This is a genomic window from Haloferax volcanii DS2 (assembly GCF_000025685.1).
GTDB classification, from domain to species: Archaea; Halobacteriota; Halobacteria; order Halobacteriales; family Haloferacaceae; genus Haloferax; species Haloferax volcanii.
The window spans coordinates 349,748-365,887 of record NC_013964.1; the positions used below are offsets into that span (position 1 = coordinate 349,748).

Here is a 16,140-nt window from a genome sequence, read left to right on the forward strand (position 1 = left end):
GGTGGAGCGAATTATACGTACCGGTAGACCGCGGGTCGAACTGGGGCGAGAAAGCAGCAGACGGGGCGAACTCAGTCGTCGACCGGCGCGGAGGGCGACGACTCAGAACTCGACAGTTCGGTCAGGTCTTCCGGGTCGAGGCCGTCGGTGTGCTCGGTCGGGCCGAGGCCGACGCCGCCGCCGGGGAGCACGACGTTGAGCGCGAGCGCGGTGAAACCGCCGGTGACGAGCGCGGAGCCGAACAACGTCTGCACCTCGGCAGGGAAGTTCTGGAGCACCTCGGGGCGGAACGCCACGCCGAGGCCGAACGCCATCGACAGCGCGAGAATCGTCGAGTTCCGGTGGTCGAGCGTGACGTTCTGCGTGATGATGCGCGCCCCCGAGGAGAAGATCATCGCGAAGAGGATGAGCGCGCCGCCGCCGAGGACGGCGTCGGGCATCACGGAGACGACCGCGCCGACCTTCGGGACGAAGCCGAGCACGACGAGGACGACCCCGCCGATGCCGACGACGTATCGGCTCGCGACGCCGGTGAAGCTCACGAGGCCGACGTTCTGCGAGAAAGACGTGTTGGGAAGCGCGTTGAACAGCGCGGCGAACGCGCTCATCACGGCGTCGGCGACGAGGCCGCCGCGGAACTCCTTGCGGGTCGGGTTCCGGCCGGTCGCCGACACCGTGCCGGAGATGTCGCCGATGGTTTCGAGGCCGGTGATGACGTAGAGGAACGCGACCGTGAGCACGGCACTGGGCGGGAATTCGAGGCCGAATCTGAGCGGCGTCGGCACGGTTATCCACCCCGCGGTCGCGACGGCGGTGAAGTCGACCATCCCGAGCGCGATGGCGGCGACGTAGCCGACGACGATGCCGACGAAGACGCTGATGACGCGGAGGAAGCCGTCGAAGAACTGGTTGAGAACGACCGTGACGACCAAGACGAGCCCCGCGAGGCCGAGGTTCGCAAACGAGCCGTAGCCGGCGGCCGAGGGGCCGGCGGACGCGCCCGCGGCGTAGTTCATCCCCGTCGGGATGAGCGTCAGCCCGATGAGCATCACGACGATGCCCGTGACGAGCGGTGGGAAGTACTTCTGGAAGCGGTCGAGCGTGACGCCCATCACCAACTCGACGGGCGCGGCGAGAAGTGACGTGCCGAAAACCGCGGCGATGCCGAACTGTTGGCCGATACCGATGAGCGGGCCGAGGAACGCGAAGCTCGTTCCCATGACGATTGGGAGTCGCGCGCCGACGGGACCGATTGGGAAGGCCTGCACGAGCGTCGCCGCGCCGGCGACGATGAGCGCCATCTGCACGAGAAACGTCGTCTGGCCCGACACCGAACCGACGGCGCCCGCGAGGATGAGCGGCGGCGCGACGTTGCCGAGGAACATCGCGAGGACGTGTTGGATTCCCAGCGGGACCGCCTCGCCCAGCGGCGGTCTGTCTTCGATATCGTACAGTACGACCGAGTCGCTCTCCGCATCGGCGGATGTGCTAGTCATCAGCTCACACGACACGAGACTGGCTTTTGAAACTACCCCTTATTCACCTAATATATCTATGAATGGTGTTTTCCTTCGAGTAAGAATACACGTACAGACAGCGCTCGCTCGTCGAGCGAGACAGTCGTAGAAATCATCGAGGGAACGTATTCAATCGCGCGGCTCATCGAGGGCGCGCGCTACCGGTGCGACCGCCTGTGGCGTCCCCGCCTACGGACGGGCCGATACCGACGGTCGGGAGCGCGTTGAACGTCCGCTCGTCGACGAGGCCGCGCGTCGTCTCGGTGAGGGGCACGCGAGTACGAGGTAGTCGCTCCGCGCGGCGGCCGAAAGCACGTCGTGAAGGACCGCGATGTCGGTCACTCCGATACCTCTCGGATGACGACGTCTTGGACGCCCTCGCGGAGCGTCAGTTCCTCGATTGCCTTCAGCTCCTCCGCCGTCGCGTCGATGGTCGCGAAGTGGTTCCCGGCGAGTTCACCGGCGGGGCTCTTGAAGCACGTCGGGCCGCAGGGGACGAGAATCTCCTGTTCGTTCCGGTAGCCGGGGTAGAGAAGCAGGTCGCCCCGCGACGGGTAGACGGTGTGGTTTTCCCGCGGAATCTCGGGGAGGTCGATTTCGTCGATGTTTATCCACGTCGCGATGCCGCTCCAGCGGACGTGCATGAGCTCCGACTCCAACGGGAGGAACTCTCGAACCGCCTCGACGGAGGCGGGCGCGCGGTCTTCGTGCAGTTCTGCGGTGAACGTCCGGTCTCCGATTTCTAGCTGTAACATGGGTGTAGTGGCTCGTGTGATGGTGGTTAGTTTCGTTCGGTGTCGTCCGTCTCGGTGTCGTCCGTCGTCGCCAGTCTGGCGAGCGTCCCCGCGAGCACTTCGGTCGCGGCGGTGCAGTCGGCCCAGTCGGCCCGCTCTCTCGGTGAGTGCGAGTGGCCGTTCTCGGAGGCGACGAACACGAGCGCGGCGTCGGTCACGTCGGCGACCTGCATCGTGTCGTGGCCCGCGCCCGAGTGGAGCGACAGCGTCTCGATGTCGCACGCGCGGGACGCCTCGGTCGCGACCCGCCGACAGCGCTCCGACAGCGGCGTCGGCGGAACGTCGTAGGTGCAGTCGAACGAAGTCGTCACGCCGCGGTGGGTCTCGACCGCGTCGAGCGCCCGTTCGACCGCGTCCAACTGGAGGCGTATCTCCTCGCGGTCGACCGACCGGAGGTCGAGGCGGAGCGAGGCCGCACCGGGGACGACGTTGACGACGTTCGGTTCGACGTCGAGTTCGCCGACGGTGCCGACGGCGGTGCCGCTGCCGGTCGTCGCGATGTCCGCGGCGCGCCGCTCGACCTCCAAGACGAGTTCGCTCGCGGCCGCGAGCGCATCGTGGCGCGCCGTCATCTCGGTCGTCCCCGAGTGGTCGGCCTGCCCCTCGATAGACACGTGACACCGCGCGGTTCCGGTGATGTCGGTGACGATACCGAGAGGGACGCCGGCGTCTCCGAGGCGCGTGTTCTGTTCGATGTGGAGTTCGACCCACGCGTCCCACGCGCTCGCGTCGAGGCGGCCCGAGCCGCGGTAGCCGACGCGGTCGAGGGCGTCTTCGAGCGTCACGTCGCCGTCCGTCAGCGCGAGCGTCTCGTCGACGCCGCGTTTCCCGGCGGCGACCGTCGACCCGAGGACGCCGTCAGCGAAGCGCGTCCCCTCCTCGCCGGTGAAGCAGACGACTTCGAGCGGGCGAGCGGGCGTCAGGTCGCTCTCGCGGATACTTCGGACGGCCTCCACGGCGGCGTAGACCCCGAGCGGTCCGTCGAAGATGCCGCCGTTCGGAACCGAATCGAGGTGGCTCCCGGCGGCGACCGGGGCCGCATCCGGGTCGACGCCGTCCGGGGTCCACCGACCGGCGATGTTGCCGACGGCGTCGATACGGACGTCGAGACCGACCGCTTCGAGGCGGCTCACGAGGTAATCGCGGGCCCGCCCGTTCGCCGCGTCGGCGGGGAGCGCGGTCCGACCGCGCCCGTGTTCGGTGTCTACCGAGCCGAATACCGCCGTTCGCTCGATGTCCTCGCGGAAAGAGTCGCCGTCGATGTCGAACGAAACGCGACCCGCACTGCCGCGAGTCGGGGCCGTCACGGTCCCCCGTCACGACGACCGCTGCGCCGTCGATTCCGCCGCCGGGTGGCACCGTGTCGCGGCGAGGCAGGAACGTCCGCGACCGAACCGCCGCCCGTCCCCGTCGTCCGGAGCCGGCGGTCGGCGGCTGTCGGCTTCGGTCTGAAAGGTATCATTGCGTACTTACCCCGAGAGTAACACCACTTGTTGATAAACATTTCGTGAGATGGCGATTTGGTGGCCAGAATACTCGATGTTTTTCAAATTTAGTGAATACATACACAGTTCCAACCGGAGGGCCGGATTAGAATGTTCGACTATTTCAAACGCCGACGAGACAAGTGCGTCCGACAACCGCCCACACGACCAGCTCGAACCCGATTACTCATCCCGTCCGAGCGAGACATCGAGCGCGCTCGACGAAAGTGGGGTGATACCGCTCCGTTAGCCACCGCCGAGCGACGGTGGTTACCTCGGCTCGTCCAAGATGCTCGAACGCGCGACGGGGGACAGCGACACCACGGCGTGCGCTCCCGTCCTTGGGTGAACTCCTCGCGATGGATTACAAATTTACGGTTGTAATTTCCTATTCCAGACGCACGACCCCCGTGATGACAAACGGTATCGTGTCTCTCGCGAGCCGCGAGCGGTCGCCACAGCGCGCTCGAACCTCCCGCGGAACGCGTTCGACTATTTCAAACGGGAGCGTCGAATCGGGAATCAGGCGGGGTCGGTGCGAGGCGGGGTGAGGCTGGGGAGACGACGAACGAAACGACCACACCGGCGACATCGAGACCGCTCCCGAAGACCGCGCTCGTGAACCGGACAATCGAGGGAATGCTGGCACAATTATGCCCCCTACCAGAATATTTAATTGCGTATAGGAGCGGATATATTCAAGAATGATTCAAGATAGCACGTCAACTACCGTAGTCCGAGCGAGCGTGAACGGTGAAGACGAACAGTTCGCCGTCTCGTCCGGCGAGACGCTCATGGAGACGCTCCGCGGGGCGGGGTACTACGGCGTCAAAAACGGCTGTGACGAGGGCGTTTGCGGGGCATGCAACGTCATCCTCGGCGACGAGGGAGTCACCCGGTCGTGTCTCGTGCCGGCGGCGAGTTGCGACGGAGCGGAGGTGATGACCGTCGAGGGACTGGCCGACGACGACGGCGGCCTCCACCCCCTTCAGTCGGCGTTCCTCGAACACGGGGCCGCCCAATGTAGCTACTGCATCCCCGGCGTACTGCTCGCCTCGTACGACCTCCTCCAGCGGAACGACGAGCCGACCGAGAGCGAGGTCGCAGACGGGCTGAGCGGCAACATCTGTCGCTGTACGGGCTACGTCCAGCAAATAGAGGCGGTGCAAGCGGCGGCCGACCGCCTCTCCGGGTCGGACGCGTCGTCCGAGGGCTCCGGGTAAGATGCCTCGGTCCGACACCGGCGACCCCGAGACGGCGGCGAAGTCGACCAGCGAGGCGCGCGGAGACGACGCCCCCGTCGGCGAGAGCGTCGAGAAAGTCGACGGCTGGGGGCTCGTCACCGGCAAGGCACGCTACACCGACGACGTGCCGACCGACGACGCCCTCGCCGCGAAGGTGCTTCGGAGCCCGCACGCGCACGCTCGCGTTCGGTCTATCGACACCGAGGCCGCGGAAACGATAGCCGGCGTGAAGGCGGTGCTCACCCACGAGGACGTTCCCGAGGACCGCTTCACGCGAACCGGTTTTCCCTACCCGGCCCCGGCCCCGTTCGACGAGCGCGTCCTGAACGAGACGGTCCGGTTCGTCGGCGAGCCGGTGGCCGCCGTCGCCGCGCGAACCGCCGAGGCCGCCGCGGCCGCGGTCGACGCCATCGAGGTCGACTACGAGCCGTACGACCACGTCCTCGACGCGCACGAGGCGATGGGGGCGGACGCGCCGACGCTCCACCCTGAGCCGTACGAGAACCCTCAAGAGAACGCGGCTCCCGAGCGGAACGTCGTCTGCGAGACCCGCCACGAGGAGGGAAACGTCGAACGCGGGTTCGAGGCGGCCGACGAGGTCGTCGAGGGGGAGTACGAGACGCAGGCCGTCCACCACCTCCCGATGGAGACGAACACGACCATCGCGTGGGTGGACGACCGAAGGCGGCTCGTCCTGCGGACGACGACGCAGGTCTCGCACATCTGCCGCGACAAAATCGCCCGCGTGTTCGGCCTGAACCGCACCGACGTTCGAGTCGTCAAGCCCCGCGTCGGCGGCGGCTTCGGCGTCAGACAGGACACGCTCCCGAACCAGTTCATCGGCGCGGCACTCGCGCTCGAAACCGGCGAGAAGGTCCGGCTGAAAAACGACCGAAAGGAGGACCTCCACGGGGCGCAGACGCGCCACGCCCAGACCGTCCGCGTCAAGACCGGCGTCCGGGAGGACGGGACGCTCACGGCGATGCACGTCGACGTGACCTCGAACACGGGCGCGTACGGCTGTCACGCCTCCGCGGTGCTGATGAACGCCGCCCACGAACCGCTGTCTGTCTACCCCTGCGAGAACCGGCTGTTCACCGGGCGCGCGGTCTACACCAACGTCACGCCCGGCGGGGCGATGCGCGGGTACGGGGCGGTACAGGGGACGTTCGGCATCGAGAGCCACCTCGACGAGGTCGCCGCGGCCATCGGGATGGACCCGGTCGAGTTGCGGCGGCGAAACGCGGTCGAGGAGGGCGACGAGAGCTTCGAACCGGAGTACAGCGAGAGCAAGCGAACCCTCGAATCCGTCGGCGTCAAGGAGTGTCTCGAACGCGCCTGCGAGACGCTCGGCTGGGCGGACGGCCCCGAGGAACCGGCCGACGACCGCTACCAGCGCGGGTACGGGGTCGCGCTGGCGATGGCGAAATCCGGCGTCCCGAGCAGCGAGTTTTCCCGGTGTAACATCACGCTGGAAGATGACGGGACGCTCACCGTCCGGGTCGGCGTCGGAGACACCGGACAGGGCTCTGAGACGGTGATGGGCCAGATTGCGGCGAGCGTGTTCGGACTCGGCATCGAGTCGGTCCACGTGAAGGCCGACGACACCGACGCGACCCCGTGGGACAACGGGGCGTACGCGAGCAGTACGACCTACATCAGCGGGAACGCGACCGAGAAGGCCGCTCGCGACCTCGCGGCGAAGGTTCGCGACCTCGCGGCCGAGTGGCGCGGAGTCGCCCCGGACGACGTGGAACTGGCCGACGGCGAGGTCCGGTTCCCCGACGGAGAGTCGATGGCCCTCGAACGGTTCGCGTCGGAGGCGTTTCAGGGGATTCACGGGCCGAAGCGGCGACTCACGGGAACCGGGAAGCACCACACTGCGCTCTCGCCCAAGCCGTTCGCGGCGCAGCTCGCGGCGGTCGAAGTGGACACCGAGACCGGCGAGTTCGAAGTGCGCCGACTCGTGAACGCCGTCGACTGCGGACGGGCGATTAATCCCGCGGGCGCTCGCGGCCAAGTCATCGGCGGCGCGGTCATGGGACTCGGACAGACGGTCTCCGAGGACCTCCCGCTGGACGACCGGGGCGCGCCGGAGTTCCGCGGGCTCCGCGACTACGAGGTGATGCACGCGCCGGAACTCCCCGACATCGACACGGAGTTGGTCGAAACCGACGAGCCGACGGGGCCGTTCGGCGCGAAGAGCGTCGGCGAGGTCTCGATACTCGGCCCGCCCGCCGCGATTGCGAACGCGATACACGACGCCGTCGGCGTCCGGGCGACCGAACTCCCGATTACGCCCGAGACGGTGTGGACCGCGCTCCAGGAGGACCGGGACCGATGACGGCGTTCGAGTCGGTCGAGTACGTCGAACCCGAGACCGTGTCGGAGGCGGTCGAGCGACTCGCAGACGCCGACGAGGCGCGCGTCATCGCCGGCGGATACAGCCTCGTACCCCTGCTGAAAGACGGCATCGAGACTCCCGACCGGCTGATAGACGTGAGCGGCCTCAACGAGCTGCGCGGGATCACGGAGCGGGGCGACGGCGTCGCTATCGGCGCGCTCGTGACCCACGACGAGATTGCAACCGACGCGACCGTCGCGGAGCGCGCGCGGGCGCTGGCCGACGCGACCGATTCGGTCGGCGACTTTCAGGCGAGAAACCGCGGGACGATCGCGGGCAACCTCGTGTTTGCCGACCCGAAATACGACGCGCCGGCGGCGTTTCTCGCACTCGGCGGGAGAGTCGTCACTCTCGGGCCGGCCGGCCGGCGGGCGATAGCGGCGGACGACTGGTTCCGCGGCCCCGGAACGACCGCGCTCGACGGGAACGAGCTCGTCACCAGAGTCGAGGTGCCGAGCGTCGAACGGAGCGGCTACGTCCGAACCTCGGAGTACTCGGGGTACGCCGTCGTCGGTGTCGCGGCCGCGTTCGAGACCGACGACGGGGTCGTGCGCTCGGCCCGAGTCGCGGTGAACGGGGCCAAGCCGTATCCGGTTCGGCTCCCGAACGTCGAACGCGCGCTCGTCGACGAGGCCGTCGGCAGGGTCGTCGACGGCGACGGTGCGACCGAGGCCGCGACCGCCGCACTCGACGACGTCGAGACGGCGTCGCTACTGGCGAACGACGCGGCGACCGAGGAGTACCGGCGACAGCTCGTCCGGACGTACTGCCGACAGGCAATCGAGCAGGCCGCTTCGGAGCCGTGAACCGCCGGCCGAGCGGGGCTGTGGGCGTGTTCGTCCGACCGCCCCGTGCGGCGGGGCCACCGAACCGACCGATAAATCAATACTGCTGACGGGAGTACGGGAAGGCGACTGAACGATGCGAACGACAGACGACCCGTGGAGCGCGACCGCAGACAGCGTTCGGCAGTCGATGCGCGAGCAGCGAGGCTCGGGGTCGGAGGCGGTCGTCGCGACCGTCGTGAACGTCGAGGAGTCGGGCTACCGCCGACCGGGGGCGCGTATGGTCGTCGTGCCCGACGGCGAGCGACTCGGCGCGGTCACCGCCGGCTGTATAACCGAGTCGGTGACAGAGACCGCGCGGCGGGTGAGCGCGAGCGGGACGCCGCGACTGGAGACGTTCGACCTCCGGGGAGGCGACGCCGACGCGTGGGGGCTCGGACTCGGCTGCAACGGCGTCATCGACGTGCTCGTCGAGCCGGTCGACGCGAGTTTCGACCCCGCGTTGAGCGAACTCCGCGAGAAACGCGCGGCGACGGTGCTCACCGCCGTCGAGACCGACGACCCGGCAATCGGCGTCGGCGACCGGACGGTGATAACGCGGGGACGGGGCGAACGGCTCTCGAAGGGCCGTCCCGGCCTTCCCGAGGCGGTCGTCGCCAAGGCAGAATCGCGGCTCGACGGGGCGGCGTCAGGCGCGGCGGCGACGCTCGACGTGCGGACGAGCGACGGCGACGTGCGGGTGTTCGCAAACGACCTCGCACCGACGCCGGAGCTGCTCGTCTTCGGCGGCCACGGAGACGTCAACCCCGTCGCGTCGCTCGGCGCGCAGGCCGGCTTCCGCGTCCGCGTCGCGGCCGCGAGAGGGGCGCACGCCGACGAGAGTCGGTTCCCGGCGGCCAGCGAAGTGACCGCGGTACACCCCGCCGAACTCGCGGCCCTCGTCGACGCGCCCGACCACACCTACGTCGTGCTCATGTCGCACAACTTCGTCGACGACCGACTCGCGCTGGAGTCGATACTCGGGACCGAGGTTCCGTACGTCGGCGTGATGGGCCCGCGGGGGCGTTCGACCAGCTCCGCGAGCGATGGACCGAGAGCTTGACGCGACCGACCGCGAGCGAATCGCGCCCCGTGCGGGCTCGACATCGGCGGCGACGGGCGTCGACCGTCGGGCTGAGCGTCGTCAGCGAACTGCTCGCGGTTCACAACGGCCGCAGCGGGGCACGGCTGACCGACCGCGCGGGCCCGATTCACGGGCGGCCCGAGCTCGGATGACCCGGGTGGGCATCCTGCTCGCCGCGGGGGCGGGAACCCGGTTCGAACCCGGGAACAAGCTCTGTCAGCCGCTCGACGGCGAGCCAATCGTCCGCCGGGCGGCCCGGCGGCTGATCGAGTCGCCGGTCGATGAAACCGTGGTCGTCCTCGGACACGACGCCGAACGGGTCCGGCGGGCGTTAGAACCGCTCGAAACTCGGCTGACGGTCGTCCGTAACGAGCGGTACGACGCTGGACAGAGCGCGTCGGTTCGGCGCGGGGCGGAGGAGGTGCTGTCGCGCGGCGGGTCGGTCGGCGTGTTCGCGCTCGGCGACATGCCCGCCGTCGGGAGCGCGACCTACGACGAACTCCTCGCGGCGATTGACCGCGACGACCGACACGTCGTCGTCCCGGTGTACGACGGGCAACGCGGAAACCCCGTCGCGTTCGACGCGGCAGCGCTCGACCGGTTCGGGAGGCTCACGGGAGACGCGGGTGCGCGCGCCCTGTTCGAAGCGATGCCAGTCGCTCGAGTCGCCGTGGACGACCCCGGAATCCACGCGGATATCGACACGGTGGCCGACCTCGAAGCGCACCGCTGACGCCGGTCGTCGAGGCGTCTCCCGACCGCCGCGAGTTCGGCATCGTGGAGGGCTGACCGGGCACGCGGGACCGCCGGAGCGACGCGGGAGCCACACCACCGCCCTCGGGATGCAGTAGACAATTATATTCATTATATCCGTGGGGTGTGAGGGAGGAGATACTAACAACATTACGACGGTACTACTGTAACGAGTCGCGGGCGCGGCTCGGCGTGACCGAACGACGGGCGACACGAGTGAAGGCGGCGTGAGCGGTGAAAAGAGGGGTGACGGCGCGAGTCAGGGCACGGCCAGTGCCACGGTCGTGGCGTCGAACGCCGGGTCAGTCCATCTCGCGGTTGTACGACTGCAACAGCGCGGAGGGGACCGCGAGTCGGACGCTCTCGGTCCGGATGACCGCGTACGAGAGGACGGCAATCGTCGTCAGGTAGGGGTACGTAGACATAATCTGCGGGTTCATGAGCGTGTTGACGAGCGGGTTGAGGACGCCGGCAAGGGGGGCGTTCGGGTCGAGGGCCAGCGAGAGCGACTGCGACCGGAGTTGAAGCGCGTCGAGCAGGCCGAAGAGGTACGCGCCGACGAGCATCCTGCTGGGCCGCCACTGGGCGAAGACGACGAGTGCGACCGCAATCCAGCCGCGGCCCACGGTCATGCCGGGAACCCACAGTTGGGAGAACGCCAGCGAGAGGTGCGCGCCGGCGGCCCCGGCGAAGCCGCCGCCGATGATGACCGCGAGATAGCGAAATTTGAACACCGGCACACCCATCGTGTCGGCCATCTCGGGGTCTTCGCCGACAGCGATGATTTCGAGACCGAGGTTCGACCGATACAGGAAAAACCAGACGACCGGCACCGCGAGGAGCGCGAGGTAGTCGGTTGCGGTACTGCGGAAGAACGCCTCACCGACGAGTGGAAGGTGGACGAGGTAGCGGCCGACTATCGGGAAAGTCATCTGGGGGAAGCCGGTGATGGACTCTTGGACCCACCCGGACCCGAAGAACGTCGTCAGGCCGGTCCCCAACAGCGTCAGCATGACGCCGCTTATGACCTGGTTCGACTTCAGGGAGATACAGAGGAACGCGTGGACGGCCGCGAGCGCCATCCCGCAGGCGATGCCGACACCGAAGCCGAGCCAGTAGTTCCCCGTAACGGCGGTGACGACGAACCCGCCGAGCGCGCCGACGAGCATCATCCCCTCGACGCCGAGGTTGAGGACGCCCGCGCGCTCGCTGATGAGCTCTCCGAGCCCGGCCAACAACAGCACCGTCGCGGCCTGCACCGTCGCGTTCAGGAGGCCGGCGGCGAAGCTCACCACCGCGCATCACCGCCTGTGGCGTCGGCCGGCGCGTCGTTCCCCCGCCGGTCGAACGCGATGCCGACTCGGTAGCGCTTGAAGAACTCCGAGGTGATGAGAAAGAGGATGACGAGCGCCTGAATGATTTCGACCAACGCCGCGGGGACGCCGAAGGCGACCTCGACGCTCGACCCGCCGACGAACAGGACGGCGAAAAACAGCCCGGCGAGCGTGACCTTGACCGCGCTGTTGCGGCCCAGGAGGGCGATGGGAATCGCGGTGAACCCGTAGCCGGGGGCGAAGGCGGCGCGGAACCGCCCCTGCGAGCCGGCGATTTCAGCGATGCCGCCGAGCGCCGCGAACGCGCCGCCGAGGAGGAAGACGAACAGGTACACCGTGTGCCGGCTCATCCCCGCCTGCCGGGCGGCCTCGTCGTTCGAGCCGACGAACGTGACCTCGAAGCCGAGGCGCGTCTTGGTCATGACGACGTACGTGGCGACGACCGCTGCGACGGCGACCAACAGGCCGGCGTGAACGTCCGCGAAGAGCGGTATCGACTCGCCGCCGGGCACGAGTCCGGCGAGCGGCGGGAGGGTCGCGGCGTCCGAAAAGCGAGCCGACTGCGGGAAGTTCCCGGTGCCGCCCTGCATGGGACCGCGGAGCAGGTAGCTCTGGAGTTCCTGTGCGACGAACGTCAACAGAAGCGAGGTGATAATCTCGTTGACGTCCCACTTCGCGCGGAGCCACGCGGGGATGCCCGCCCAGAACGCGCCGGCGACGCAGGCGGCGAGAAACATCAGCGGGAGCAACGCCACGGCGGGAAGCGAGACGTTTACGGCGACCCACGTGCCGGCGAGCGCGCCGAGGAGGAGCTGTCCCTCGGCACCGATGTTGAACAGCCCCGCCTTCAGCGGGAGATACACCGCGAGGCCCGCCAGAATCAGGGGGACCGCCCTGACGAGGACCTCCGTGAGGCCGAACTGGCTGGTGAGCGTCTCGACGAACATCACGCCGTAGGCGTCCACCGGGTCGACGTTCAGCGCGACGAGCGCGACGCCGCCGACGGCTAAGGCCGCGAGGACCGTCAGTACCGGCGTCCCGTAGGCTAGCCACGCGGGGACGGTTCGACGGGGGTCGAGTTGCAGTTCGACGTTCATGAGCTCCCACCGAGTCCTCGGACTTGAGCGCCCGCGGTCGCGGTGGCGTCCCCGCCGCCGGTCATTTCGAGCCCGATTCGCTCGCGGTCGGCGTCCTCGGGCGTCGTCTCGTAGACGACCTCGCCCTCGTAGACGACGAGGATGCGGTCGCTCAGGTCGATAATCTCGTCGAGGTCCTCCGAGAGCAGCACCACGCCGGTCCCCTCGGTCCGCTGGTCGAGAATCGCCTCGCGGATGGACTCTATCGCGCCGACGTCGACGCCGCGGGTGGGCTGGTTCGCGACGAGGAGGTCGGGGTCACGGGAGATTTCTCGGGCGAGAATGAGCTTCTGTAAGTTACCGCCCGAGAGGTCGCCGGCCGTCGCGTCGGTCACGTCGTGGACGCCGCGAACGTCGAACGCCTCGACGAGCGCCTCGGCGTGCGCCCGGAGTTCGCCGTAGTCCAGCGTCACCCCGCTCCCGAAGCGGTCCTCGCGGAAATCCTTCATCGCCGCGTTGTGCATCACAGAAAGGTCCCCCGCGGAGCCGTAGCGGTTTCTATCTTCGGGGACGAACGAGACGCCGTTGTCGATAAACGTCCGGGGCGAGGCGTTCGTGAGGTCCCTCCCGTCGACAGTCAGTTCGCCCGCGGAGACAGTGCGGAGTCCGGCGATGACTTCCGCGAGTTCCTTCTGCCCGTTACCGCTGACGCCGGCGATGCCGACAACCTCACCGCGGCGAACCGTGAGGTCGACGTTCGACAGCGCCTCGATGCCGCGGTCGTCCGTGGCGGAGACGTTCCGCGCCCGGAGGACTGGCTCGCCGGGGGCGACGCGTTCTCTGTCGACCGTGAACAGCACTTCGCGGCCGACCATCATCTCCGCGAGGTCGGCTCGAGAAACGTCTGACGTGGAGACGGTGCCGACGTTCTCGCCGTCGCGGAGGACGGTCACGCGGTCGACGACCGCTTCGACCTCCTCGAGCTTGTGCGTGATGAAGATAATCGACACGCCCTCGTCGGTGAGGCGTTCGAGCGAGTCAAAAAGGAGGTCGGCCTCGGTCGGCGTCAACACGGCCGTCGGCTCGTCGAGGATGAGCAGGTCGACATCGCGGTACAGCGCCTTGAGAATCTCGACGCGCTGTTGCTGGCCGACGCCCAGCTCCCAGACTTTCGCGCTCACGTCGATGTCGAAGCCGTACCGGTCGGCCAGTTCTTGGATGCGCCGCTCCGGAACGTCGAGGCCGAGCGAAAACCGCCCGGCGAGCGACTGGACGAGCGAATTGGAGCGGACGGCGTCCGGGAGCCATCCGCCCGCGTCCGCGTCCGGGCGAAACGGCGTCGCCGGCTCGCGCTCGCCGAGGACGACGTTCTCCGCGACGGTTAGACGGGGAATCAACATGAAGTGCTGGTGGACCATCCCGATTCCCGCGTCGATAGCGTCCTGCGGGGAGTCCAGCCGAAGCCGCGTTCCGGAGAGGGAGATTTCGCCGTCGTCCTGCGAGTAGAGACCGTACAGAATCTTCATGAGCGTGCTCTTTCCAGCGCCGTTCTCGCCGAGCAACCCGTGGATTTCACCGCGCTCGACGGTGAGGTCAATGTGGTCGTTGGCCACGACGCCCGGAAACGCTTTCACGATGTTCTCCATCCGGAGAAATGGTTCCCTTGTCATGTGGTATATTCACAGGAGTGTATTGAATCCACCAAGATAACTGTTCTCATGACCGGAATATTTGTTTTGACGTGCCCATCTGTTCGGGGGTGTTCGGATGACGTGGGGAAATTCATAAATCCCGCCTCCGACAAGAGCGCCTATCGATGTGGACACCGACCGCCTCTCGGATAGCCGAATCGAACGGAGCGCAACGATGAGCGACGAACCGGTTGACCTCCTCGTCAGCGGGAACCTCGTCAACGTCGACACGGGGACCGTCTCGGAGTCGTTCGTCGCCGTGGACGACGGGCGAATCGTCGCGCTCGAAGAGCGACCGGCGGCCCGCGAACTCGACGCGGAGTACATCGCGCCCGGTCTCATCGACGCGCACATGCACGTCGAGTCGTCGATGGTGACGCTCCCGCAGTACGCCGACGCGGTGGTGCCGCGGGGCGTCACGAGCGTGGTTCACGACCCGCACGAGATTGCGAACGTGAGCGGCGTCGCCGGCGTCGAGGCGATGATGGCCGACGCGACACGGACGCCGCTGAAAGTCCGCTTTACCGTTCCGTCGTCGGTCCCGGCGACGACGTTACAGGACGGGGGCGCGACGCTCGATGCCGAGGCCGTCGACGCCCTGCTCGGGGAAGACGAGGTCGTCGCGCTGGGCGAAGTGATGAACGTTCCCGGCGTCGTCGCCGGCGACGACTCCGTCCACGAGAAGATTCGGGCCGCGAGGGACCACGGGCTGACGGTCGACGGACACGCGCCTCGGGTACGCGGAAGCGACCTCCAGACGGTCGCCCGATACCTCGACAACGACCACGAGAGCATCAGTCTCGCGGAAGCCCGAGAGAAAGTCGAGGCGGGACTCCGCGTCTACCTCAGGGAGGGTTCCGCGAGCAAGAACCTCGCGGACGTGGTCGGTCTCGTCGACGAGGTGGGCAGTCGGCGGCTCTCGCTGTGTACCGACGACAGAGACGTCGTCGACCTCGTCGAGCGGGGCGGCGTCGACTTCGCGGTTCGAAAGGCCATCCGGTTGGGTGTCGACCCGGTTGAGGCGGTGCAGATGGCGACCGTCAACACCGCCGAGAGCTACGGGCTCCCCTTCGGGCGGATTCGGCCGGGGGCACCGGCTGACCTCGTCTTGCTCTCGGACCTGCGAACGTGGGAGGTGGACCACGTCGTCGTCGACGGAGCGGTCGACCCGACGAAGGGTGGTGGCGCGCCGCCGGCGTCGGCCATAGCGACCGGCACCGTGAGGTTCGAACCGGTGTCGGCGGCGGACCTCGCGGTGCGACACGCGGGGGACTACCCCGTGCGAGTCAGAGTCATCGACGCGGTCGGCGGACTCCAGACAGGACGGGCGGAAGCAGACGTTCCCGTCGCGCCGGTCAACGAGGAACGGGTCCTCACCGCGAACGCGGACGACGACGTGCTTCCACTCGCCGTCATCGAACGGCACGGGGAAGCGGGCGGCATCGGCCGCGGATTCGTCCGCGGGCTCGGGCTGGAGCGGGGCGCTGTGGGATCGACGGTGGCCCACGACGCGCACAACTGCATCGTCGCCGGCGTCGACCACGACTCGATGGCGACCGTGGCGAACCACCTCCGGGATGTCGGCGGCGGCGTCGCGGCGTACGACCCGGAGGACGACGCCCTGTCGTCGCTGGCGCTTCCGATGGGAGGGTTGATGTCGGACGAATCGCTGGGGACCGTAAAGGAGACGTTCGAATCAGTCGAGGCGACCGCCGACGACCTCGGACTCGACCGCGACGGTGGCCTGATGGCGCTGTCGTTTCTCGCCCTCGAAGTGATTCCGACGTACCGACTCACCAACAACGGGCTGGTCGACGTGGAGTCGTTCGAGTACGTGCCGACAGTTATCGACTGACAGCAGAACGACCGTCGCGGCGCGTGGAGTCGATATTCGTCCACAGAAACATCGTATTCAGCGACATTCGATTTCAAAAC

12 protein-coding genes are annotated in these 16,140 nt (G+C 67.9%); 6 read left to right on the plus strand and 6 right to left on the minus strand.

The window, feature by feature from the left end; genetic code table 11:
- Window positions 1-71 precede the first annotated feature (71 nt).
- The 3 genes from HVO_RS01465 to HVO_RS01475 form a co-directional block, all read right to left on the minus strand.
- Complete coding sequence (locus HVO_RS01465; RefSeq protein WP_004041237.1) at window positions 72-1,496, minus strand: uracil-xanthine permease family protein; 1,425 nt, start codon at window positions 1,494-1,496, stop codon at window positions 72-74.
- A 359-nt stretch (window positions 1,497-1,855) separates the two neighbouring features.
- Window positions 1,856-2,272: a DUF3830 family protein gene (locus tag HVO_RS01470; protein WP_004041235.1), complete on the minus strand. Its 417-nt coding sequence runs from the start codon at window positions 2,270-2,272 to the stop codon at window positions 1,856-1,858.
- A gap of 26 nt (window positions 2,273-2,298) precedes the next feature.
- Window positions 2,299-3,618, minus strand: a complete 1,320-nt coding sequence (locus HVO_RS01475; RefSeq protein WP_004041234.1) for a Zn-dependent hydrolase — start codon at window positions 3,616-3,618, stop codon at window positions 2,299-2,301.
- Between the two features lie 923 nt (window positions 3,619-4,541).
- On the opposite strand from HVO_RS01475, the gene HVO_RS01480 reads away from it, so the two are divergent.
- The 5 genes from HVO_RS01480 to HVO_RS01500 all read left to right on the plus strand — a co-directional run bounded on the left by HVO_RS01480 (window position 4,542) and on the right by HVO_RS01500 (window position 10,084).
- Window positions 4,542-5,018 (plus strand): (2Fe-2S)-binding protein, encoded by a 477-nt coding sequence (locus HVO_RS01480; RefSeq protein WP_004041233.1) that lies wholly within the window; start codon window positions 4,542-4,544, stop codon window positions 5,016-5,018.
- 1 nt (window position 5,019) lies between these two features.
- Complete coding sequence (locus tag HVO_RS01485; RefSeq protein ID WP_004041232.1) at window positions 5,020-7,383, plus strand: xanthine dehydrogenase family protein molybdopterin-binding subunit; 2,364 nt, start codon at window positions 5,020-5,022, stop codon at window positions 7,381-7,383.
- Complete coding sequence (locus HVO_RS01490) at window positions 7,380-8,249, plus strand: FAD binding domain-containing protein (RefSeq protein WP_004041231.1); 870 nt, start codon at window positions 7,380-7,382, stop codon at window positions 8,247-8,249. Before HVO_RS01485 ends, HVO_RS01490 begins: the two co-directional genes overlap by 4 nt.
- A 115-nt stretch (window positions 8,250-8,364) precedes the next feature.
- A complete protein-coding gene (locus tag HVO_RS01495; RefSeq protein ID WP_013034981.1) occupies window positions 8,365-9,330 on the plus strand; it encodes an XdhC family protein in 966 nt (321 codons plus the stop codon).
- Between the two features lie 169 nt (window positions 9,331-9,499).
- Window positions 9,500-10,084 carry a nucleotidyltransferase family protein gene (locus HVO_RS01500; protein ID WP_004041229.1) on the plus strand — a complete coding sequence of 195 codons (585 nt, stop codon included), beginning with the start codon at window positions 9,500-9,502 and terminating at the stop codon, window positions 10,082-10,084.
- Window positions 10,085-10,406: 322 nt separating this feature from the next.
- Here HVO_RS01500 and HVO_RS01505 read toward each other — a convergent pair whose 3' ends face one another.
- From HVO_RS01505 to HVO_RS01515, 3 genes are read right to left on the minus strand one after another with little or no spacing between them, the layout of a single operon-like run.
- On the minus strand, window positions 10,407-11,399 hold the full coding sequence (locus tag HVO_RS01505; protein ID WP_004041228.1) for an ABC transporter permease: 993 nt from the start codon (window positions 11,397-11,399) through the stop codon (window positions 10,407-10,409).
- On the minus strand, window positions 11,393-12,535 hold the full coding sequence (gene tsgB13, locus HVO_RS01510; RefSeq protein ID WP_004041227.1) for a glucose ABC transporter permease TsgB13: 1,143 nt from the start codon (window positions 12,533-12,535) through the stop codon (window positions 11,393-11,395). The genes HVO_RS01505 and tsgB13 overlap by 7 nt, the downstream gene beginning before the upstream one ends.
- On the minus strand, window positions 12,532-14,160 hold the full coding sequence (locus HVO_RS01515; RefSeq protein WP_004041226.1) for an ABC transporter ATP-binding protein: 1,629 nt from the start codon (window positions 14,158-14,160) through the stop codon (window positions 12,532-12,534). Before HVO_RS01515 ends, tsgB13 begins: the two co-directional genes overlap by 4 nt.
- Window positions 14,161-14,380: 220 nt before the next feature.
- Here HVO_RS01515 and ade point away from each other — a divergent pair, with 220 nt between their 5' ends.
- Window positions 14,381-16,060, plus strand: coding sequence for an adenine deaminase (ade, locus tag HVO_RS01520; protein WP_049914729.1), 1,680 nt, complete (start codon window positions 14,381-14,383; stop codon window positions 16,058-16,060).
- The last annotated feature ends 80 nt before the right edge of the window (window positions 16,061-16,140 follow it).

Bases quoted from the DNA above. Each gene is read 5' to 3' on its own strand.
- HVO_RS01465 (WP_004041237.1), bottom strand. From the start codon at position 1,496: ATGACTAGCACATCCGCCGATGCGGAGAGCGACTCGGTCGTACTGTAC.
- HVO_RS01470 (WP_004041235.1), bottom strand. From the start codon at position 2,272: ATGTTACAGCTAGAAATCGGAGACCGGACGTTCACCGCAGAACTGCAC.
- HVO_RS01485 (WP_004041232.1), top strand. From the start codon at position 5,020: ATGCCTCGGTCCGACACCGGCGACCCCGAGACGGCGGCGAAGTCGACC.
- HVO_RS01490 (WP_004041231.1), top strand. From the start codon at position 7,380: ATGACGGCGTTCGAGTCGGTCGAGTACGTCGAACCCGAGACCGTGTCG.
- HVO_RS01495 (WP_013034981.1), top strand. From the start codon at position 8,365: ATGCGAACGACAGACGACCCGTGGAGCGCGACCGCAGACAGCGTTCGG.
- HVO_RS01500 (WP_004041229.1), top strand. From the start codon at position 9,500: ATGACCCGGGTGGGCATCCTGCTCGCCGCGGGGGCGGGAACCCGGTTC.
- tsgB13 (WP_004041227.1), bottom strand. From the start codon at position 12,535: ATGAACGTCGAACTGCAACTCGACCCCCGTCGAACCGTCCCCGCGTGG.
- HVO_RS01515 (WP_004041226.1), bottom strand. From the start codon at position 14,160: ATGGAGAACATCGTGAAAGCGTTTCCGGGCGTCGTGGCCAACGACCAC.
- ade (WP_049914729.1), top strand. From the start codon at position 14,381: ATGAGCGACGAACCGGTTGACCTCCTCGTCAGCGGGAACCTCGTCAAC.